The 19,335-nt window shown below is 70.1% G+C and carries 17 protein-coding genes; 9 read left to right on the top strand and 8 right to left on the bottom strand.

Features of this window, described 5'->3' with window-relative positions:
* Nucleotides 1-5 precede the first annotated feature (5 nt).
* Genes J4H86_RS12220 through J4H86_RS12205 form a run of 4 tightly spaced genes read right to left on the bottom strand, consistent with a single transcriptional unit; the run spans nt 6 to nt 4,111 of the window.
* Nucleotides 6-989, bottom strand: coding sequence for an AAA family ATPase (locus tag J4H86_RS12220; RefSeq protein ID WP_236543621.1), 984 nt, complete (start codon nt 987-989; stop codon nt 6-8).
* Nucleotides 973-2,193, bottom strand: coding sequence for a DUF4350 domain-containing protein (locus tag J4H86_RS12215; RefSeq protein WP_236543620.1), 1,221 nt, complete (start codon nt 2,191-2,193; stop codon nt 973-975). Before J4H86_RS12215 ends, J4H86_RS12220 begins: the two co-directional genes overlap by 17 nt.
* Nucleotides 2,190-2,825, bottom strand: coding sequence for a DUF4129 domain-containing protein (locus J4H86_RS12210; RefSeq protein ID WP_236543619.1), 636 nt, complete (start codon nt 2,823-2,825; stop codon nt 2,190-2,192). Before J4H86_RS12210 ends, J4H86_RS12215 begins: the two co-directional genes overlap by 4 nt.
* A complete protein-coding gene (locus J4H86_RS12205) occupies nt 2,822-4,111 on the bottom strand; it encodes a glycerophosphoryl diester phosphodiesterase membrane domain-containing protein (RefSeq protein ID WP_236543618.1) in 1,290 nt (429 codons plus the stop codon). Before J4H86_RS12205 ends, J4H86_RS12210 begins: the two co-directional genes overlap by 4 nt.
* A gap of 360 nt (nt 4,112-4,471) precedes the next feature.
* Between J4H86_RS12205 and mtrA the strand changes: the two genes are divergently transcribed.
* The 3 genes from mtrA to J4H86_RS12190 all read left to right on the top strand — a co-directional run bounded on the left by mtrA (nt 4,472) and on the right by J4H86_RS12190 (nt 8,621).
* On the top strand, nt 4,472-5,149 hold the full coding sequence (gene mtrA, locus J4H86_RS12200) for an MtrAB system response regulator MtrA (protein WP_236544004.1): 678 nt from the start codon (nt 4,472-4,474) through the stop codon (nt 5,147-5,149).
* A gap of 71 nt (nt 5,150-5,220) precedes the next feature.
* Entirely contained in the window at nt 5,221-6,849 is a 1,629-nt protein-coding gene (mtrB, locus tag J4H86_RS12195; protein ID WP_236543617.1) for an MtrAB system histidine kinase MtrB, read from the top strand.
* On the top strand, nt 6,846-8,621 hold the full coding sequence (locus J4H86_RS12190; protein WP_236543616.1) for an LpqB family beta-propeller domain-containing protein: 1,776 nt from the start codon (nt 6,846-6,848) through the stop codon (nt 8,619-8,621). The genes mtrB and J4H86_RS12190 overlap by 4 nt, the downstream gene beginning before the upstream one ends.
* Before the next feature lie 30 nt (nt 8,622-8,651).
* Here J4H86_RS12190 and J4H86_RS12185 read toward each other — a convergent pair whose 3' ends face one another.
* Nucleotides 8,652-8,945 (bottom strand): Dabb family protein, encoded by a 294-nt coding sequence (locus J4H86_RS12185; RefSeq protein WP_236543615.1) that lies wholly within the window; start codon nt 8,943-8,945, stop codon nt 8,652-8,654.
* A gap of 122 nt (nt 8,946-9,067) precedes the next feature.
* Between J4H86_RS12185 and J4H86_RS12180 the strand changes: the two genes are divergently transcribed.
* The 3 genes from J4H86_RS12180 (at nt 9,068) to secA (ending at nt 14,049) form a co-directional block, all read left to right on the top strand.
* On the top strand, nt 9,068-9,763 hold the full coding sequence (locus J4H86_RS12180; RefSeq protein ID WP_236543614.1) for a ComF family protein: 696 nt from the start codon (nt 9,068-9,070) through the stop codon (nt 9,761-9,763).
* 443 nt (nt 9,764-10,206) lie between these two features.
* On the top strand, nt 10,207-10,869 hold the full coding sequence (hpf, locus tag J4H86_RS12175; protein ID WP_236543613.1) for a ribosome hibernation-promoting factor, HPF/YfiA family: 663 nt from the start codon (nt 10,207-10,209) through the stop codon (nt 10,867-10,869).
* Nucleotides 10,870-11,196: 327 nt separating this feature from the next.
* The gene (secA, locus tag J4H86_RS12170) at nt 11,197-14,049 is read left to right on the top strand and encodes a preprotein translocase subunit SecA (protein ID WP_236543612.1); all 2,853 of its coding nucleotides are present in this window, start codon (nt 11,197-11,199) and stop codon (nt 14,047-14,049) included.
* Nucleotides 14,050-14,174: 125 nt separating this feature from the next.
* On the opposite strand, the gene J4H86_RS12165 is transcribed toward secA, so the two are convergent.
* Nucleotides 14,175-14,633 (bottom strand): winged helix-turn-helix transcriptional regulator, encoded by a 459-nt coding sequence (locus tag J4H86_RS12165; protein ID WP_236543611.1) that lies wholly within the window; start codon nt 14,631-14,633, stop codon nt 14,175-14,177.
* A 78-nt stretch (nt 14,634-14,711) separates the two neighbouring features.
* Between J4H86_RS12165 and J4H86_RS12160 the strand changes: the two genes are divergently transcribed.
* Nucleotides 14,712-15,902: an MFS transporter gene (locus tag J4H86_RS12160; protein ID WP_236543610.1), complete on the top strand. Its 1,191-nt coding sequence runs from the start codon at nt 14,712-14,714 to the stop codon at nt 15,900-15,902.
* A 15-nt stretch (nt 15,903-15,917) separates the two neighbouring features.
* Here the strand turns inward: J4H86_RS12160 and J4H86_RS12155 are convergent, their stop codons facing one another.
* Nucleotides 15,918-16,304: a VOC family protein gene (locus J4H86_RS12155; RefSeq protein WP_236543609.1), complete on the bottom strand. Its 387-nt coding sequence runs from the start codon at nt 16,302-16,304 to the stop codon at nt 15,918-15,920.
* A gap of 240 nt (nt 16,305-16,544) precedes the next feature.
* Here J4H86_RS12155 and J4H86_RS12150 point away from each other — a divergent pair, with 240 nt between their 5' ends.
* On the top strand, nt 16,545-17,465 hold the full coding sequence (locus tag J4H86_RS12150; RefSeq protein ID WP_236543608.1) for an alpha/beta fold hydrolase: 921 nt from the start codon (nt 16,545-16,547) through the stop codon (nt 17,463-17,465).
* Between the two features lie 201 nt (nt 17,466-17,666).
* Nucleotides 17,667-18,689: an SIS domain-containing protein gene (locus J4H86_RS12145; protein ID WP_394356511.1), complete on the top strand. Its 1,023-nt coding sequence runs from the start codon at nt 17,667-17,669 to the stop codon at nt 18,687-18,689.
* Between the two features lie 37 nt (nt 18,690-18,726).
* Here J4H86_RS12145 and J4H86_RS12140 read toward each other — a convergent pair whose 3' ends face one another.
* A complete protein-coding gene (locus tag J4H86_RS12140) occupies nt 18,727-19,311 on the bottom strand; it encodes a TetR/AcrR family transcriptional regulator (protein WP_236543606.1) in 585 nt (194 codons plus the stop codon).
* Nucleotides 19,312-19,335: the final 24 nt, after the last annotated feature.

Genomic DNA, 19,335 nt, shown 5'->3' with positions numbered 1-19,335 from the left:
ACCACCTATCTCGGTACGGGAACGGCCGCGAGCACCCCGGCCAGCAGACGGTCGGCGGTGCTGCCTTCCAGTTCGGCCTCGGGACGCAGCGCGATCCGGTGGCGTAGCGTCGCGCGGGCCATGGCCTTCACGTCGTCGGGGGTGACGTAGTCACGTCCGGACAACCACGCCCACGCGCGGCTCGTCCGCAGCAGGGCCGTCGCGCCACGCGGGGAAACCCCCAACTGCAGGGACGGCGACTCGCGGGTGGCCCGGCAGATGTCCACGATGTAGCCGAGCACCTCGGGCGTCGTCTGCACCGCGGCGACCGCCGCCCGCGCGGCGGCCAGGTGTGCGGCGCTCGCCACCGGCTTGATCCCCGCCTGTTCCAGGTCACCGGGGTCGAACCCGGTCGCGTGCCGGTGCAGGATCTCCACCTCGTTGTCCCGCCCGGGCAGCGGAACGATCAGCTCCAGCAGGAACCGGTCCAGTTGCGCCTCGGGAAGCGGGTACGTCCCCTCGTGTTCGACGGGGTTCTGGGTCGCGGCGACCACGAACGGGTCGGGAAGCGGCCACGGCTTGCCCTCCACCGACACCTGGTGCTCCTCCATCGCCTCCAACAGCGACGCCTGCGTCTTGGGCGGCGTGCGGTTGATCTCGTCGGCGAGCAGCAGGTTGGTGAACACCGGGCCCTCGTGGAACTCGAACTTCGAGGTCCTCGAGTCGTACACCAGTGACCCGGTCACGTCGCCGGGCATCAGGTCGGGCGTGAACTGGACCCGCTTGTGGTCCATGTCCAGCGCCGCGGAGACGGCCCGCACCAGGAGGGTCTTCGCCACGCCGGGCACACCCTCCAGCAGTACGTGCCCGCGACAGAGCAGCGCCACCACGAGCCCGGCCACGGTCTCCTCGTGCCCCACGACCGCCTTGGCGACCTCGCCGCGCAGCGCCACCAGCGCCTGGCGGGCCTCCTCCGGAGTGGGCACCCCGTCCTTAACCTCGGCGTCCACCGCCCAGCACCTCTCTTTCCAGTTCGTCGAGCTTCTCGGCGAAACTCACCAGGTCAGCATCGGCGGATCTGCCCTTGTTGGTCTGCGTACCGTACAGCAGCGACTCGATCTCGGCTCGGTCGCGTCCGCTGCGTTCCGTGAGGGTCAAGAGGATCTCCTCGCGGGTGGCCGACGAGGTGAGGCCCAGCACCGGGCGTACCCGGTTCAGGAACCCCGCCCGCAGCGCGTCGGCCGCGCGTTGCGACGCGCGCCGCGCCTGGTAGAGCCGGGCTCGTCCCTCGGTGGTCTCGGTCGCGCTCACCACCACGGCGAGCCGCTCGTGCACCAGGGGCCCCAGCCGGCGGGCGCGCCACAGCAACAGCAGCACCGCCGCGACCCCCACCTGCGCGACAGCGAGGTAGAACCCGCGCGGCAACAGGTCCCACACGGAGGACTGGCCGCTGCTGATGCCCCGGTCCGGGATGAACCACACGGTGTCGGCGGACTCTCCCACTAGGTTCAGCGCGAGCGCCGCGTTGCCCGCGTCGCGCAGGCGGCCGTTGCGCAGCGGGTCTCCGGACGACAACACGGTCACGGTGCGTTCCCGCGCGTCCGGCCCGGTCCCCGTCTCGACGTCCAACCGCAGCAGCGCCGCGCCGCCGACTGAGGGGTAGCACTCCTCCACGGTGGTGGTGCCCTCCGCGTCGTCGGAGTCCCGCGGCGTGTACACCTGGGCTCCCACCGTCGCGGCGCCGGCGGCGTCCGCGGCGGGAAGCGAGCAGCGCGGCTCGAGCGTCGTGCGCGCGGCCTCCCCCGCGGGCGCGACCCCCGGGGCCAGGGTGTCCAGCGCCGCGGCCGAGGGTTCGACCAGGAGCAGGTCACCGGGCATCGCGGCGAGCTCGTCGAGTTGGTCGACGTCGAGACGCTGGCTCTGGGTGACCACCGTGAGCGTGTCGTCGGTGACGGCGTCGTTCAGTTCGTCCAAGTCCCGAGCGGGGGTGACCGACACCCCCTGGTCCGCGACGATCGAGACGACCGCGCGGCTCCCGGAGGAGTCGACCGCCTCGGGGTCCAGGTCTCCCTCGGCCTGGGACCCCGCCGTACCCCAGGCGAGCAGGAGGGCGACGCCGCACAGTGCCGCGATCACCGCCACCGGGCCGCGCCAGCGGCGCCACTGGCGGGAGAGCGAGGGCGTGACGACGGTGGTCGGGGTGGGGCCGCTCATGAGTGCGTCCGGTGGGGTTCTGGCGAGGTCTCGTGGTGTTGGACGGCCTCGTCGGCCGACACCAGGGTCTGGTAGCCCTCGGCCGTCGCCGGGTGCGTGCCGTACCAGACGTCGTTGAAGACGCGGGCCGCCTCGTGGAGCGGCGCGGCGCTGTCGCCGAGGGACTCCGCCGCCTCGTTGGCGATCTCGGTGGCCGTCCGGCCGGGGCGGGGCGAGAGAATCACCTGATCCTCGAGCTCCTGGTTGATCGCGCGCAGGCGTTCGCGGATCGCGTCGGCGTGGTCGCCTGCGGCGGCGCGCTCGTCGGCCAGCCGCCGGTGCTCCGCCGCGCTCAACACCGCGTCGACGTCGAAGCCGAGCCCCGCGCCGCGCGCGCGCCGCGCGGGGCGCAGGTAGATGACCAGCACGACGACGGCGATCGCCAACACCAGGAGTACGAGCCCCACGACCACGGATCCGGGGATGTCGGGCGCGATGTCGGAGAGCAGGCTGTCGACCCACTCCCAGAACGCCCGCCACAACCGCTCGATCAGCGACGGCTGCCCCTCGGCGTACTCCGGCTTCGACAGTTCCTCACGGGCGAGCCGGTCCGCGGTGTCGCGATCCACGTGGAGGCCCAGCGGGGGAGTCACTCGGTGGCCCCCGGCGCCGCGGAGCCCGCGGCGGGGCCGGTCCCCGCGCTGGCACCCGCGGTCGGGGCCGGAACGGGGAGGAGGGCGTTCTCGTCCAGCGGCTCCTCAGAGCGGTGCATGGTCTGCAGGTGCAGGTCCAGGCCCTCCCGGCGCATCCGCAGGTCGAGGTAGAGCAACGCGTTGACGCCGGTCAGGAACGGGTAACTGAGCGCCACCAACAGCAGGGTGCCCAGGAACAGCACGCCCGTGCTGGCCGGCAGCGTCCACGCCGCGCCCTGCCCCACCCAACTGACGACGCCCGCTCCGACGGTGAACGGAATGGTCAGCAACTGTTGGAGCGCGTAGATGATGACGGAGGCGAGCAGGATGATGCCGAAACAACGCCACCAACTCCCACGCATCAGCCGCCAGGAGCGGCGCATCGCCGCGAGCGGGCCGAGCCGTTCCAGCACGACGGCCGGGACGGCGAGCGCGAAGCGGATGTAGATCCACGCGGTCACCGCCACCAACGCGATGATGACGGGGACGGAGACCATCACCCCGGTGACATTGCCCAGTAGACCGGTCATCAGGGCGATGAATCCCACCCACGCCGCGGTGAGCGCCAGCACGGTGAGCGTCACCAGCACCGTGACTCCCACCACCGCCGGCAGCCGGCCACGCGCGCCGCGCCAGGCCGCGCCGAGACTCGTGGTGTTCCCCAGCGCCGCGCGGCTCACGACGAGGGTCAGCAGGCCGGTGAGGATCATCGACGAGAACAGGGTGATCACCAGGCCGGCGACCGTGCTCCACGTCCCTCCCGCGCTCATGGTCTCGGGATCCTGGTCCAGGACGGTGGGATCCACGAAGGCGTCCTGGACGAGGGTCACGGTCTCGTCGAGGAACACGGCGGCGCCGTAGCTCTCCACGGCACTCGCCGCCGCCATCACGATCACCGACAGGCCCAGCGTCGCGCGCGGGTTGCGGCGGATGTATCCGAAGGCGCCGTTGAAGATCTCGCTCATCCCGATCGGGCGCAGGGCGATGATGCCCGGCCTCGGCTCGGGTGGCCGTTGGTGGGGGGTGGAGTAGCCCGGAGCGGCGAACCCGCCAGGGGGATAGCCCGGCGGGGGGCCTCCCGGCGCGGACGCTCCGTAACCGTAGCCGGGGTCGTGCCGCGGCGGCGTGGGCGAGGTCGGGGAGGGAGGCGGCGTTCCACCGGGGACGGCCCACGGGGAGTCGACAGCCGGCTCGGAGGGGCGCGCGCTGTCGGGCGCCCGCCATCCCTGGCTGTCGTCCTGGCTCACTTACCGACACCTCCTGGGGCAGCGGAGTCCGGATTGTTCGTCCTACGGTATGCGAGCCCCACGGTATGCGAGATGGAAGAACGCGTGGCCCGTGGCGCGCGGCGTTGTGGATGTCAGGAGACCTGGTGACGTCCTGTACAGCGGTCGGCACTTCCGTGGGTTTTGTATCCTTTCGATATCTGCCGTCTGGACGCGCCGACGGTGAGACGGCAAGGTAGGTGTTCCACGTGAGGCGCGTTCCGCGCCGAAACCCGCTGACACCGGACCAAAGTCGGTCCCGCGCGGCAGATGTGTCCGAAAGGAGAGGGCGCCCCAGTGGCCTCTCGACTACGGGGAGTGTCCATGAGCGCCGGGAGTTCTATGAAGGGACGCGTACTGGTCGTCGATGACGACCTCGCTCTTGCGGAAATGCTGGGCATCGTGCTCAGAGGTGAGGGCTTCGAACCATCGTTTGTGCATGACGGGGACAAGGCAATGGAGGTGTTCCGGGAGACCAAGCCGGACCTCGTGTTGCTCGACCTCATGCTGCCCGGCGCCGACGGCATCGACGTGTGCCGTCAGATCCGCGCCGAGTCGGGCGTCCCCATCGTGATGCTGACCGCGAAGAGCGACACCGTCGACGTCGTGCTCGGACTCGAGTCGGGGGCGGACGACTACATCGTCAAGCCGTTCAAGCCGAAGGAGCTCGTCGCGCGGGTGCGGGTCCGGTTGCGCCGCACGGAGGAACCAGCGCCCGAGGTGCTGCAGATCGGTGACATCACCATCGACGTCGCCGGACACTCGGTGCGTCGCAACGGTGAGCCGATCAGTCTGACTCCTCTCGAATTCGACCTTCTGGTGGCCCTCGCGCGCAAGCCGCGCCAGGTGTTCACCCGTGAAGTTCTCCTTGAGCAGGTGTGGGGCTATCGGCACGCCGCCGACACCCGCCTGGTGAATGTGCACGTGCAGCGGTTGCGCGCGAAGATCGAGCGTGACCCTGAGCGTCCGGACATCGTGGTGACCGTGCGGGGCGTTGGTTACAAGGCCGGCACGGGCTGACGTGCACAGTGCCTGACTCTGAGACGTCCCGGAGGCGCGGGCAACGGTTCGGTGGTGCGGGGTGGCGGGTCGTGAACGCGACCAGGCGCTCCGTCCACAGGTTCGTTCTCGCGGTCCGGGCGACATGGCGTCAGTCGCTCCAGGTTCGGGTGGTGGCCACCACACTGCTTCTCTCGAGTGTGGTGACGTTGGCCATCGGGTTCATGTTGATGTACCAGGTTCAGGACGGCCTGTTGGACGCGCAGCAGCGCGCTGCCTACAACGACCACCAGGTCGGCCTGAACACGGCCCTCAACGAACTGCAGAACACCGACCAGCCTGAGCGCGAGCTCGACGACATCACCGCCGACCTGACGGCGCGCAGCGGGGCGACCGGCCTGTACGAAGTGGCCATCCTCTCCTCGCAGGACGACATGCCAGGTCGGATCAGTGGCGGCCTCACGGCCGACACGGTGCCGGATCGCCTGCGTGAGGAGGTCCAGGCATCGGAGCTGCGCTCGCAGTTCCACACCTACGCGGCGCTCTCCGAGGGCGGCGAGACGACGCCGGCGCTGGTGGTCGGGGCCCGACTCTCCACCGCGTTCGAGCTGTACTACGTGTTCCCGCTCACGGCCGAGCAGGAGATGCTGCAGCTCGTGGAACGCACCATGATCGGTGCGGCGTTCGCGTTGATCCTCCTCCTCGCGGCCATCGCGTCCCTGGTCACCCGCCAGGTCGTGACGCCCGTGCGGGAGGCCGCGCGCTCGGCGGAACGGCTCAGCTCCGGTGACCTCGCCGAGCGGATGCAGGTGCGTGGTGAGGACGACCTGGCGCGCCTCGCCGAGTCGTTCAACGACATGGCGTGGAACCTCCAGGAGAAGATCCAGGAGCTGGAGGAACTCTCCAAGGTGCAACGCCAGTTCGTGTCCGACGTCTCCCACGAACTGCGCACGCCCCTCACGACCATCCGGATGGCCGGAGACCTCCTCTACGACGACCGCGACGAGCTCGATCCCACCATGGCGCGCTCCGTGGAACTGCTGCAGAGCCAGCTCCAACGGTTCGAGGAGCTCCTCGCCGACCTGTTGGAGATCAGCCGGCACGACGCGGGCGCGGTCACCCTCTCGGTGGAGACCGCCGACCTGCGCGACCTCGTCATGGAGGCCGCCGGCGACGCCGAACAGCTCGCCGAGCGGCGGGGGATCACCATCCAGCTCCGGCTGCCCGCCGAGCCCTGCACCGCCGACGTCGACGTGCGACGCATCAACCGCATCCTGCGCAACCTCATCGTCAACGCCGTCGAGCACAGCGAGAACAAGGACATCGTGGTGGCCGCCGCGGCCGACGCGCACGCGGTCGCCGTGGCCGTCCGCGACTTCGGGGTGGGGCTGCGCGAGGAAGAGGCCCAGCTCTGTTTCGACCGTTTCTGGCGCGCTGACCCGGCGCGGACCCGCACCACCGGCGGCACCGGGCTGGGGCTGTCCATCGCCAAGGAGGACGCCCAGCTCCACGGCGGATGGCTGCAGGCGTGGGGGTCGCCCGGCAAGGGGTCGCAGTTCCGCCTCTCGCTGCCGCGTACCCACGGCAGCGTCCTGGAGGGCTCGCCCCTGCCGCTGGCCCCACCGGAGATCTCCCTCACCCAACCCGCTTCCAGTTACCAGACGCCCGTACAGGTGGACGTCGACGCGACGCCGTCGCGCACCGGAGAGGAGGCACAGTGATCCGAACCCGGCGTGGGCGTGGTGTGGTGGCGGTGGCGTGCGCCCTCGGGGTGCTCACCGGCTGCGCCAGCATCCCGACCAGCGGTCCCGTCTCCCAGGGCCAGGCCCACCTGGACCCCGATGACCAGGGCGACCCCTTCGTCCGCCTCGTCCCCGTGCCTCCCCAGCCCGGCGTGACCCCCAGCGAACTCGTGCGCGAGTTCCTCGCCTCCATGGGCAGCTTCGAGAACGAGTTCCGGGCCGCGCGCGCCTTCATGACCCCCGACCAACAGTCCGAGTGGCGCCCGGACGACACCGCCCTGGTCTACGACGGCCAGGAGCCCATGGACATCGACGTCGTGGAGATGGACGAGGACGAGGGAACCGCCGAGGTCGTCCTCAGCGCCAACCAGGTCGCCACGGTCGCCGCCGACGGACAGTTCCGCACCGCGAACGAGGGCGCCCAGGTCGAGGCGACCCTCGCGCTGGAGCGGGTCAACGATGAGTGGCGCATCGCCGCCCTCCCCGACGAGCTGCTCCTGAGCAGTCACGACGTCGAACGCGCCTACCGCTCCCTCAACCTCTACTTCTTCGCGCCGTCGGGAACGCTCGTCCCCGACAACGTGCTCCTGCCCCAACACTCCACCGAGGACCTCGTCCACCAGCTCACCAACCACCTGCTGGCCGGCCCCACCGACTGGCTCGCCCCGGCGGTGTCCACCTCCTTCCCCGCGCACCTTCAGATCGCGACCGCCTACCAGTCCGGACAGTTGACGGTGGACCTCGGCGGCGAGGTCGAGGAGGCGTCGGGCGAACAGCGTTTCCAGATGGCCGCCCAGCTCGCGTGGACACTCAAGCAGTTGCCCGAGGTCCAGGAGTTCCGGATGCGGGTCGACGGGGAGGACATCAACATCCCCGGCGCCGGCAGCGGATGGCTCGAGACCGCCGATCCCGCCTGGAACGGCGTCGACCCCTCCGGGCTGCCCGAGGGCGCGCCCGGGTATCTCGCCCGGGAGGGCGCCCTGGTGCGGTTCGACGAGGACCTGCAGGAGACCCCGGTCGAGGGCGAGGCGGGCACCGGCCACGTGCCCGTGGAACGCTACGCCGTCGACCTCGACGAGGAGCGGGTCGCCGGCGTCGCCGTGGGCAAGGAGGAGGTGCTCGTCGCCGACATGGCCGAGGGTGCCGACTTCGAGCAGGTGCTCGCCGACGGTACCTACGGCGCGTTGTCGTGGGACGCCGAGGGCGACCTGTGGGTCGTGGAGGACCGCTCCGAGGGCGAGGACGAGGAGGTCACCAGCCAGGTCTGGCTCCTGCGCGACGGCACCGACCCCGTCCGCGTCAACGCCCCCGAACTCGAGGACGCCGAGATCCCCCAACTCCGAGCGTCCCGCGACGGCAGCCGCGTCGCCGCGCTCGTCCGTGACGGCGAGGAGACCCAGTTGGTGATCGGTCGCGTCGTTGACGACGGCGACAGCGTCTTCCTGGGCGAGTTCATCCCGCTGGCGACCGACCTCGACGAGTACCAGGACGTCGCCTGGCGTACCGCCGACCAGCTCGCGGTGCTGGGCCGCAGCGGCAGGGGCGCCATGCAGGCCTATCTCGTCTCTGCCGGCGGCGGAGTCGAGTCCACCAGCGCCGGAGCCGTCACGGGCGCCGGCATGATGGGCATCGACGCCGCACCCGGCGTCCCCATCCTCGCCGGCGTCGACGACGGCCACGTCTGGCTCACCAACGACCGCCTCATGTGGCAACGCGTCGCGGAAGGCAGCCGACCGGTCTACCCGGGGTAGGGGCGGCCGGGGCGCGGGACATGTCTCGGGCTAGACGGAGAACTGTACGGCGGCGCGGTCGGCGGCCATGGTGCGGAGGATGGTGACCACGGCCTGGTGTTCGGGGTGGTCGCGGTAGGTGACGAAGTCCTCAACGCTTGCGGTCTCGGCGACGATGGCGAAGTCGAAGTTGCCGGAGCTGATCCCGAGGTCGGGGCCGTAGGAGTAGGCGCGCAGGACGTCGATCAGTTCGGGGAGTTTCTCCAGACGACTGGTGAGTTCGGCGATCTGGTTCTCCGTGACCTCCGGAGTCCAGCGGAACAGGACGGTGTGTCGTAGACCCATGGGCAGAAACCTAACGCAGCGGCCACCCGTGCCGCGTGGTGGGTCCCGACTGGGGTGGGGAGTCCGTCCACAGGATGTGTCGCGCGCTGGCGGGCGCGCCCCGGGCCGCCCACCGTGGGGGTATGCGACTCCACCTTCGTCCACGTCTCGCGCTTCTCTCCGGGTTCGCCGAGTTGCTGTGGGGCGCGCGCTGTCCCGGCTGCGGGCGCGCGGGGTGGATGCTGTGCCCGGACTGTCGGGACGTCCTTGGGGCGGCGCCCCGGATGTGCGCGCCTCGGGCCGGGGGCCCCTCCTCCTGGGCCCTGGGGCCCTACGCCGGCGCCCTGCGTGAGCTCGTCCTCGCCATGAAGCGCGACGGGCATCGGCACGTCGCCACCGCGGCCGGGGAGGCGTTGGGAAACGCGGCGCTGCCGGCGCTGCTTCCCCGGGGCGGGCGGGTGGCGCTGGTTCCGGTGCCCGGCCGGCGGACGCGGCCGGCGGGCAGGCACACCGACCCGGTGCGGACCCTGGCCCGGTCGGCGGCCACCGTCGCCCGGTCGCGGGGGTGTGCGGTGCGGGTGGCGGACGTCCTGCGGTTTCGCCGCGTTCCCCGGGACCAGGTCGGGCTCTCCGCCGCGGAACGCGGCGCGAACCTGCGCGGGACGATGACGCTCAAGGGCGCGGGGCGCCGTCTGGCCCGTGGACGGGACCCCGACGTCCGCGTCGTCCTCGTCGACGATGTCGTGACGACCGGCGCCACGCTCCGCGAGGCCGCGCGTGCCCTGCATGGTGGGGGATTCGATTCGTGTGGCGCGGTGGTCGTGGCGGAGCGCATGTGACCAGTGGGCCGTTACCCCTGTTAATCGGCGCGATCTGCGACTAGCGTTCCAGGTATGGCACCCGCCTGGGTCCGTGGTTGCGTCGAGTGGGACGCCGGCATCGCCGGCCGTCGCACTGGCAAGCCGATGCCAGCCGCAGGCGAAACGGCCCACGTAAGGCGACTTTTCGTCGACCGATCACGGTGCGGCTTAGATGTAAGCCCTGCCCTGGACCAGGGGTCCGATACCCCTGGGCTCGGGAGAAGGACAGTAGTGGCCATGAAGCGCCGCGGGATCCTCAGCAGGCGAATGTGGGGACGAAGACCAGGTCGGCCAGGCGGGTGCATGTTCGCTCCGGATGTGCGCGGGTACTTCGGGTATACGGCATCGACAACTCGAGAGGACGCGAAGCTTTCCGGGCTTGTTGCCCGAGGATCCGCCAGTTGTGCGATGAAGGGGGACATGTGGACATCATCGTCAAGGGTCGGCGCGCGGAGGTCAGCGACAAGTATCGGCGCTACGTCGAGGACAAGCTGGCCAAGCTCTCCAAGTGGGAGCGCAAGGGAATGACCATCGATGTGGAGGTGTCCAAGGGCCCGAACTCGCGGGTTCAGGACGAGCGGGAACGGGTGGAGCTGACGATCCACTCCGTGGGGCCCGTGATCCGGGGAGAGGCTTCGGCTCCCGACCGCTACGCCGCGCTCGACGCCGCTTTGGAGCGCGTCGAGAACCGCCTTCGCCGCGTGGTGGACAAGCGCAAGATCCACCGAGGCAACCACACCCCCGTATCGGTGGCCGCCGCCACCCGCCACCTCTCTGGAGACCTGGACCCGGCGCCGGCCGCCGTCCCCGGGCAACAGGAGGCGTCGACGCTCGAGGAGCCTGGCCCCTCCGCCCGGCGTCACCATGTCGACGGCGAGGTCGAGCTCGACACCCAGGGGGACGGCCCGGTCATCGTGCGCGAGAAGGTGCACCGCGCCAAACCGATGAGCATCGACCAGGCGCTCCACGAGATGGAACTCGTCGGTCACGACTTCTATCTGTTCCACGACGAGGAGAAGGACGCGCCCAGCGTCGTCTACCGGCGCAAGGGTTTCGACTACGGAGTGCTCCGACTGGTTGACTGAGTCACCTCCCTCATGAGTGTGGCCACCGCGCCGCGGTGAGCGGCGTGCGCGTGCCGGTCGTCCGGCGGCGAGCGTCGTCGGACGACCGACACGTCCGGTGTGGCCTGGGTCGTTCGGGTTCGTCGGGCCGTGGCACGGGGGCCGGTACTCGCCCATGTCCCGGCCGCCGGGAATTGTTCGCGCGTGATTGTTCCGCGCACGCGCGGTTCCGATTCCCCAGAGCACGGTTGACGGCGCGTAATGTGGCGCGGCTCCCCTACGATGGAAAGCTAGGAACGACACGCCAGCGGGTGTGCGGGCCACGACTCTCCCGAGGAGCGACACCAAGTGCCAGCCATACTCGACAAGATCCTGCGTGCTGGTGAAGGCAGGGTCCTGCGCAAACTCAACCGGATCGCGCAACAGGTCAACGCGATCGAGGAGGAGTTCACCGAGCTCAGCGATGGCGACCTTCGCGAGTTGACGAGTGAGTTCCGCTCGCGGTTGAACGATGGCGAGAGCCTGGACGACGTCCTGCCCGAGGCGTTCGCCGCCGTCCGGGTCGCGGCGCAGCGGACCCTGGGTCAGCGCCCGTTCGACGTGCAGCTCATGGGCGCCGCCGCGTTGCACCAGGGCAACATCGCGGAGATGAAGACCGGTGAGGGCAAGACCCTGACCTCCGCGCTCGCCGCGTACCTCAACGCCCTGCCCGGCAAGGGCGTGCACATCGTCACCGTCAACGACTACCTGGCCCGTCGTGACGCGGAGAACATGGGCCGGATCTACAACTTCCTCGGTCTGACGGTCGGCGTGATCCACCCGGAGATGACCCGGGCCGAGCGCAAAGAGGCCTACGCGTCCGACATCACCTACGGGACGAACAACGAGTTCGGCTTCGACTACCTGCGGGACAACATGGCCCGCGCGCTGGAGGACTGTGTCCAGCGCGGCCACGTCTACGCGATCGTCGACGAGGTGGACTCCATCCTCATCGACGAGGCGCGTACCCCGTTGGTCATCAGCGGCCCCGCGGAGCAGAACTCCCGCTGGTACACCGAGTTCTCCAAGATCGCGCCGAAGCTGCGGGACACGGTCGACTACGAGGTCGACGAGAAGAAGCGCACCGTCGCGATCACCGAGGCCGGGATCGAGAAGGTCGAGGACACCCTCGGCATCGACAACCTGTACGAGTCCTCCAACACCGCGCTGGTGAGCTTCCTGAACAACGCCATCAAGGCGAAGGAGCTCTTCCGGCGGGACAAGGAGTACATCGTCAAGGACGGTGAGGTGCTCATCGTCGACGAGTTCACCGGGCGAGTGCTCCGTGGCCGTCGGTTCCAGGAGGGCATGCACCAGGCCATCGAGGCCAAGGAAAAAGTGGCGATCAAGAACGAGAACCAGACTCTCGCGAAGATCACCCTGCAGAACTACTTCCGGATGTACGACAAGCTGGCCGGGATGACCGGTACGGCCATGACCGAGGCCGCCGAGTTCAGCCAGACCTACAAGGTCGGCGTCGTCGAAATCCCGACCAACAAGCCCATGGTCCGCTCCGACGAGCGGGACATGATCTTCAAGACCGAAGAGGCCAAGTTCCAGGCCATCGTCGAGGACATCGAGGAGCGCCACGAGAAGGGCCAGCCCGTTCTTGTCGGCACCACCAGCGTCGAGAAGTCCGAGATGCTCTCCCGCATGCTCACCAAACGCAAGATCCCGCACGAGGTGCTCAACGCGAAGAACCACGCCGGTGAGGCGTCGATCATCGCGCGGGCGGGTCGGTTGGGCGGCGTCACGGTGGCGACCAACATGGCGGGTCGCGGTACCGACATCATGCTCGGCGGCAACCCCGAGTTCATGGCGAACGAGGAGCTGCAGGCCCGGGGGCTGACCCCGCTGGAGACTCCGGAGGAGTTCGAGGCGGAGTGGCCGGCCGCGCTGGAGAAGGCCAAGAGCGAGGTCGAGTCCGAGCACAAGCAGGTCATCGAGGCCGGTGGTCTGTACGTGCTGGGCACGGAGCGGCACGAGTCCCGCCGGATCGACAACCAGTTGCGCGGCCGCTCCGGTCGCCAGGGGGACCCGGGGGAGTCGCGGTTCTACCTTTCGCTGCGCGACGACCTGATGCGGCTGTTCAACAGCGACCGCGTCGAGATGATCATGGACCGGTTGAGCATCCCCGATGACCAGCCGATCGAGTCCAAGACCGTCACCCGGGCGATCCAGACCGCACAGGGCACCGTCGAACAGCAGCACATGGAGGCCCGCAAGAACCTCCTGAAGTACGACGACGTGCTCAACGAGCAGCGCAAGGTCGTCTACAAGCGGCGCCGGGAGATCCTCGAGGGGGCCAATCTCAAGGAACAGGCGCTGGACCAGATCGAGGACGTGCTCGGCGGCTACGTCGACTCCGCCACGAGCGTCGGCGACCCGGAGGAGTGGGACCTCGACAAGCTGTGGACGGCGTTCGAGCAGGTCTACCCGATCACCTTCACCCACGAGGAGCTGGTCGAGCAGAACGGCGGCTCGATCAACGCGTTGACTCCGGACATCATCCGGGATCGGGTCATCGAGGACGCGGAGCACGTCTACGACGCGCGTGAGGAGGAGTACGGCTCCGAGATCATGCGCAGGCTTGAGCGCAGCATCCTGTTGCAGGTGCGGGACCGTAAGTGGCGTGAGCACCTCTACGAGATGGACTACCTCCAGTCCGGTATCGGGCTGCGGGCCTATGCCCAGCGCAACCCGCTGATCGAGTATCAGCGGGAGGGCTTCGACATGTTCAAGGAGATGCACGAGGCCAGCAAGGAGGAGTCGGCGTCGCTGCTCTTCCAGACCCAGGTCCAGATGCCGGGGCAGGAGCGGACCATCACGGCCGCCAGCGCCGCGAGCACCGCCGTGGCCGTAGGATCCCTGGCCAGCACGGGCGGCTCCGCGACCGGAACGACCGAGGCCCCCACGGCGGCTGAGGACGGCGTCGTCATCCCGGACGTCGACGCCGAGGGCCACCCGGAGGAGCTGGAGTACTCCGCTCCCGACGAGCAGGGTGACATCGAGCGGCACACCGAACCGGCGGACCCGGACGCGGCGGCCCAGCAGGGCGCCACCAAGGTCGACACGCTGCCCAAGGTGAACCGTAACGACCCGTGCCCCTGCGGCTCCGGCAAGAAGTACAAGCGTTGTCACGGAGACCCCAAGACGCGCTGATCGACGTGGTGGCGGGGCCGGCGGGAGTCTTGCCGCCGGCCCTGTGTGCGTTCGGGGCCGTGGGGCACGCTCCACCCGATCCGGTCCCGTGGCGCCGCCAGGCGGCGAGGTCTGCGGCGCCGTGTTCAGTTCGCCCGTTGGACCGTCGTCGTGTCGACGTCCACGGGGATTCCGTGCGAGTCGGTGGGGCGCAGCTCCGGCAGGGGCACACCGCTCTCGTCGACGAGGAGCGAGTGCCCCTCGTCCCGCGCGAACGCGTGCCGTTCGCCCCACTGGCGCAGGCTCACGATGGTGGTGAACAGGTCCCGGCCCGCCGCGGTGAGGGCGTACACCTGCCGGCGGCCTGACGGTGCGGAGTGCCGGTCGAGGATTCCGCGCTCGACCAGGTGCCGCAGGCGTCGCGTGAGGATGTTGCGCGCGATCCCGGTGCGGTGCTGGAAGTCGGTGAAGGCCCGCGCGCCGTCCATGGCGTCGCGGATGATCAGCAGGCTCCACCGGTCACCCACCAGGTCCAGCGTGCGCGCGACCGGACAGTGGGGGTCCGTCCAGTCCATGCCGTCGGCGTGGGTCGTCCCCTCGGTCATCACCCCTCCTCAACGGTTGCGGTTTGAAACCATTCTGCCCTAGCCTCCAAATGGTTTCAATGTGCAACCAATTGGAGGATGGTCGTGAGTCTGACGTTCGGCCGCAGGATGTTGCTCGCCGTGGTGTGCGCCGTCGCGGTCGCCACCATCTACGTGTCCCAACCCGTCCTCACGCGGGTGGGCGGCGACCTCGGGGTCGCCGAGGGGGACCTGGGATGGATCGTCACGGCCGGTCAGCTCGGCTACCTCGTCGGCCTGGTCCTGCTCGTCCCGCTGGGCGACATCTTCGACCGGCGCGCGCTCATCGCCGGACACCTGCTCCTCGCCGCGACCGGAACCGTGCTCACCGCCGTCGCCGGCCAGTACTGGCTGCTCCTGGTCGGCCTGGTCCTCGCCGGCCTCTTCGCGGTCGTGGTCCAAACCACGGTCGCCTTCGCCGCCGACCTCTCGGCGGAGGCCGAGCGAGGACGCACGATCGGAGTCGTCACCTCGGGCGTCATCATCGGCATCCTCGGTGCGCGGGTGGTCGCCGGAGCCCTAGCCTCGCTCCTCGGGTGGCGGGCGGTCTACGTGACGCTCACCCTGCTCCTCGTGGCGCTGACAGCGCTGGTATTCCGGCTCCTCCCCGCCGACCCACGCTCCGCCCGGGCGCCCTACGGCCAGGTCCTCGTGTCGCTCCGGCTGCTCTTCCGGGACCGGCTGTTCCTCTCGCGCGGGCTGATCGCGTTCTTCCTCTTCGCCTCCTTCGGGACCCTGTGGAGCGGCCTGGCACTCCCGCTCGCGGCGGCGCCGTGGCATCTCGACACCGCCCAGGTCGGACTCCTGGGAATCGCCGGACTCGCCGGCGCGCTCGGCGCCGTCCGGGCGGGACGGTGGGCCGACGCCGGGCACGCCCACCTGGTCACCGGTGGCGCGATCGTGCTGCTCGCCGCCTCGTGGCTCGCCTCCGGACAGGCGGCCTGGTCGCTGTGGCTGGTCGTCGCCGGCGTCGTCGTGCTCGACTTCGCGGTGCAGGCGGTGCACGTCAGCAACCAACACGTGCTCACCACGGCCCACCCGCACCGTACGAGCAGTGTCATCGGTGGGTACATGCTGTTCTATGCCCTCGGCTCGGCCCTCGGCGCGGTCGCGACCACCACGGTGTACGCCAGTCACGGGTGGGCGGGGTCCAGCGTGCTCGGTGCCGGCTTCGCGCTGTGCGCGCTCGTCGTCTGGGGAGCCGCACGTCACGCCGCCACCGGCGCCCGAGCCGCGGATGCGTCCGCGTAGCGGTGTCGCGGCCTCTCAGGGGTGGCGGGAGGCGAGGACGCAGAACTCGTTGCCCTCCGGGTCGGCAAGGGTCACCCAGCTCTGCTCGCCCTGTCCCACGTCCGCGTGGCGGGCGCCGAGGGCCAGGAGCCGGCGAACCTCGTCGGTCTGGTCCCGGTCGACGGGGTTGAGGTCGATGTGGAGCCGGTTCTTGACCGTCTTGCCCTCGGGGACACGCGCGAAGGTGAGGGCGGGCGGCACCGGCCCGGGCCGCGTACGTCCCTCGGGGACCGCGGACGAACCAATGATCACCAACCCGTCCTCCGATTCCTGGACCTCGTAGTCGAGGACCGCGCACCAGAACTCCGCGAGGGAGACGGGATCGGCGCAGTCGATGACGAGCTCGGTGAACTTGCTGGTCACTTCGGATCCTCCTCGGTCGGTGGGAAAGAGGGGGCTGGGGCCATCGGTTGGCCTGTCCCCCGTGCGGGGGACAGGCACGTGTCCACTGAGTGGTGATGTCCCCGGGGCGCCACATCCGTAGCGTTGTCACCCAGTTACGGCGCTCCGTTCGCGGGGCGCGGCCACCGGGGCACCCGTCCGGCGGTCGCCTCGGCACCGGCGCCTGTGTCTCCCACATCCCGAACCCCTCCTGGAGTCATCATGCCCCGCGCTCTCCGTGCGACCGCCCTGACCGCACTGTGCCTCTCCGCCGCCGGCCTCACCGGTTGCTCGGAGCTGTCCGAGGCGCGGTCCGACCTGGAGGAGGCCGCTGATGACGTGGAGTCGGCGGCGGAGGAGCTCGCGAACGAGGGGCAGTTGTTCACCGGAACGAAGATGCTGGACGTCGAGGGAGGGGCGGTCCAGGTCTCCTGCTCCGGCACTCCCGCCGACGGCCGTCCCGTCATCCTGCTGATGGCCGGCATGGGGGACGGGTTGGACACCCTGGTCGACTTCCAGGAGACGATCGCCGAGGAGGAGCGCGTCTGCTCCTACGACCGGTTCGGTGAGGGGGAGAGTGACGAGCCCGCCGGGCCCCAGAGCATCGCCGACGCCGGAGGAACACTCAGCGAGGTCGTGAACGACGTCGCCGGCGACGACACCCCGGTGGTCCTGGTCGGCCACTCGCTCGGCGGCCTGATCGCCGCCCGCCACGCCCCCGACGACGATCAGGTCGCCGGACTGGTGCTCCTGGACGCCACCTCCCCGACCATGATCGACGACATCACCGGGGTGATTCCCGAGGACGCCACCGGCGAGGGCGCCGACGTCCGGGAGCAGAATCTCGCCCTCTTCGGCGGTGAGAACCCCGAGGCCATCACCATCGACAGCGACCCGGCGGTCCGGTCCGCCGGGGACATTCCCACCGAGATCGTCCAGCACGGCGTCCAGTACCTCGGTGAGGTTCCCGAGTACGGCGACGAGCTCGAGCGGGTGTGGAGTGAGGGCCAGGAGCAGTGGACGGCGGTCTCCAGCGCCAGCGAGCTCAGCACCGCCGAGGAGGCCGGCCACTACATCCACGTGGACCAGCCCGACGCCGCGCTCGGGGCGATCGAACGCGTCACGGAGCAGGTCGCCCGCTGACCACCGCCCACCGGGGGACCCCGCCGGGCATGTGCCGAGTGACACGGCACGTGCCCGGCATTCACGTTTCCAGGTCCGACCAGCGCGGACCGCGCGTCGGGGGCCGGAGTGTGGGGTGGGGTGCGCGGGTAGGCAACCGGCATGTCCTAGGCTGATCCCAGTGGTCTAGACCAGCCCCCAGGAGAGTCGATGCCTACGTTCATGAGTGCGGAGATCTCCGCGCAGCCGGCCGTGCTCCGCGACACGGTGGACAGCCTGATGGCACAGCGCGAGGAGATCGCCGCCTTGGCTCGTTCGACGCGCCAGGTGCTCTTCATCGCCAGAGGGTCCTCCGACAACGCCGCCGTCTACGGCAGCTACCTCATCCAGGCCCATGCCGGGCGGCTCGCGACGCTGGCGTCCCCGTCGATCGCCACCACGTATCAGGCGCGGGTCGACCTCTCCGGGGTCCTGGCCGTCGGCCTCTCCCAGTCGGGTGAGACCGCCGAGATCGTGGACACACTCGCGTGGGCGCGCGACTGCGGCGCCCGAACCCTCGGCATCACGAACGGTCCCGGATCGACGCTCACGGAGGCCGCCGAGCTCACGCTGGTCACCCGCGCCGGCCCCGAGGTCGCGGTTCCCGCCACCAAGACCTACACGACCCAGCTCGCCGCCCTGGCCGTTCTGGCGCTCGGCCTGGGCGCCGAGCTGGACCCCGACGCGCTGCGGGCCATGCCCGACGCCGTCGAGGACCTGCTGGCCAAACCCACCGCCTCCGTCGACCGTGTGGTCGAGCGCCTCAGCGACGTGCACGGCGCGGTCATCTCCGGGCGCGGACTGGCGTTCTCCACCGCGCTGGAGGCCGCCCTCAAGCTCAAGGAGGCCTGCTACCTCCACGCCATGGGCCTCTCCTACGCCGACCTCCTCCACGGGCCGATCGCCGTGGTGGACCAACAGACCCCCGCCATCCTGGTGGCGGCGAACGACGGCCCTACGGTTGAGGGCACCGCACAACTCGCCCGCCGGGTGGTCGCCGCGGGTGCTCCGGCCTTCGGTATCGGCGGCGGCGCGGCACTCGCCGATGCCTGCGACCTCGCCATCCCCGGCCCCGACCTCCCCGAGTGGTTGGCGCCCATCGGCCTCATCGTCCCCGCCCAGCAGCTCACCGAACGCCTCGCCCGCCGTCTCGGCCATGACCCCGACACCCCGCGTGGCCTGAACAAGGTGACCCAGACGTCCTGAGTCGGACCGCGCGGCGCTGGGCGGCCAAGTGCCTCCGCTACGGCGCCGTCCGTTCGGGCAGGGACGCCAGCAGGGCCTCGGCGTTGGTCCGCGCGTGGAGGGCGGACGTTGGGTCGCCGTGGATCGCCGCCAGCGACGTCGCTCCGCAGACGAGGACGTGGAGCTGCATGGCCAGCGCCGCGGGGTCCGGAGCGGTGGTGTCCGCGGCCAGGGTGTGCAGGTGCTCGCGGATGGCGCTCATGTGCTTGCGCACCGCACGTCCGATGGCGTCGGTCCCGCCGAGCTCGCCGAAGGCGTTGTTGAAGACGCAGCCCCGGAACTCAGGAAGCTGGTACCACGTGTACAGCCAGTCGAACACCGACAGGATGCGTCGCTCCGGAGTCGGGGGAGTGGCGGTGTGCGCGCGCAGCGCGGCGCGGGCCTGGTGGTCACGACGGCGAAGATACGCCTCCACCAGCTCGGCCTTGGACGGGAAGACCCGGTAGATCCGCTTCAGCGGGATCTGCGAGGCGTCCCGGATCTGGTGCATGCCCACCGCCTGTATGCCGTGGGCATAGAAGAGCTCGTCGGCTGCGTCAAGTACTCGCACGCCATCGTTCCTGGTCGCAGCGATGGTGGTCATGACTTCCCTCCCACGGCCCTTGAG

It is taken from the genome of Spiractinospora alimapuensis (genome assembly GCF_018437505.1).
GTDB lineage: Bacteria > Actinomycetota > Actinomycetes > Streptosporangiales > Streptosporangiaceae > Spiractinospora > Spiractinospora alimapuensis.
The sequence above is the reverse complement of the archived record's forward strand: the minus strand, read 5'-3'. Positions and strand labels throughout refer to the sequence as shown.

What these genes read in the sequence shown, in the direction of transcription:
- J4H86_RS12215 (WP_236543620.1), bottom strand. Translation starts at nt 2,193, where the DNA reads ATGAGCGGCCCCACCCCGACCACCGTCGTCACGCCCTCGCTCTCCCGC.
- mtrA (WP_236544004.1), top strand. Translation starts at nt 4,472, where the DNA reads ATGAAGGGACGCGTACTGGTCGTCGATGACGACCTCGCTCTTGCGGAA.
- J4H86_RS12185 (WP_236543615.1), bottom strand. Translation starts at nt 8,945, where the DNA reads ATGGGTCTACGACACACCGTCCTGTTCCGCTGGACTCCGGAGGTCACG.
- J4H86_RS12180 (WP_236543614.1), top strand. Translation starts at nt 9,068, where the DNA reads ATGCGACTCCACCTTCGTCCACGTCTCGCGCTTCTCTCCGGGTTCGCC.
- J4H86_RS12165 (WP_236543611.1), bottom strand. Translation starts at nt 14,633, where the DNA reads ATGACCGAGGGGACGACCCACGCCGACGGCATGGACTGGACGGACCCC.
- J4H86_RS12160 (WP_236543610.1), top strand. Translation starts at nt 14,712, where the DNA reads ATGGTCGTGAGTCTGACGTTCGGCCGCAGGATGTTGCTCGCCGTGGTG.
- J4H86_RS12150 (WP_236543608.1), top strand. Translation starts at nt 16,545, where the DNA reads ATGCCCCGCGCTCTCCGTGCGACCGCCCTGACCGCACTGTGCCTCTCC.
- J4H86_RS12145 (WP_394356511.1), top strand. Translation starts at nt 17,667, where the DNA reads ATGAGTGCGGAGATCTCCGCGCAGCCGGCCGTGCTCCGCGACACGGTG.
- J4H86_RS12140 (WP_236543606.1), bottom strand. Translation starts at nt 19,311, where the DNA reads ATGACCACCATCGCTGCGACCAGGAACGATGGCGTGCGAGTACTTGAC.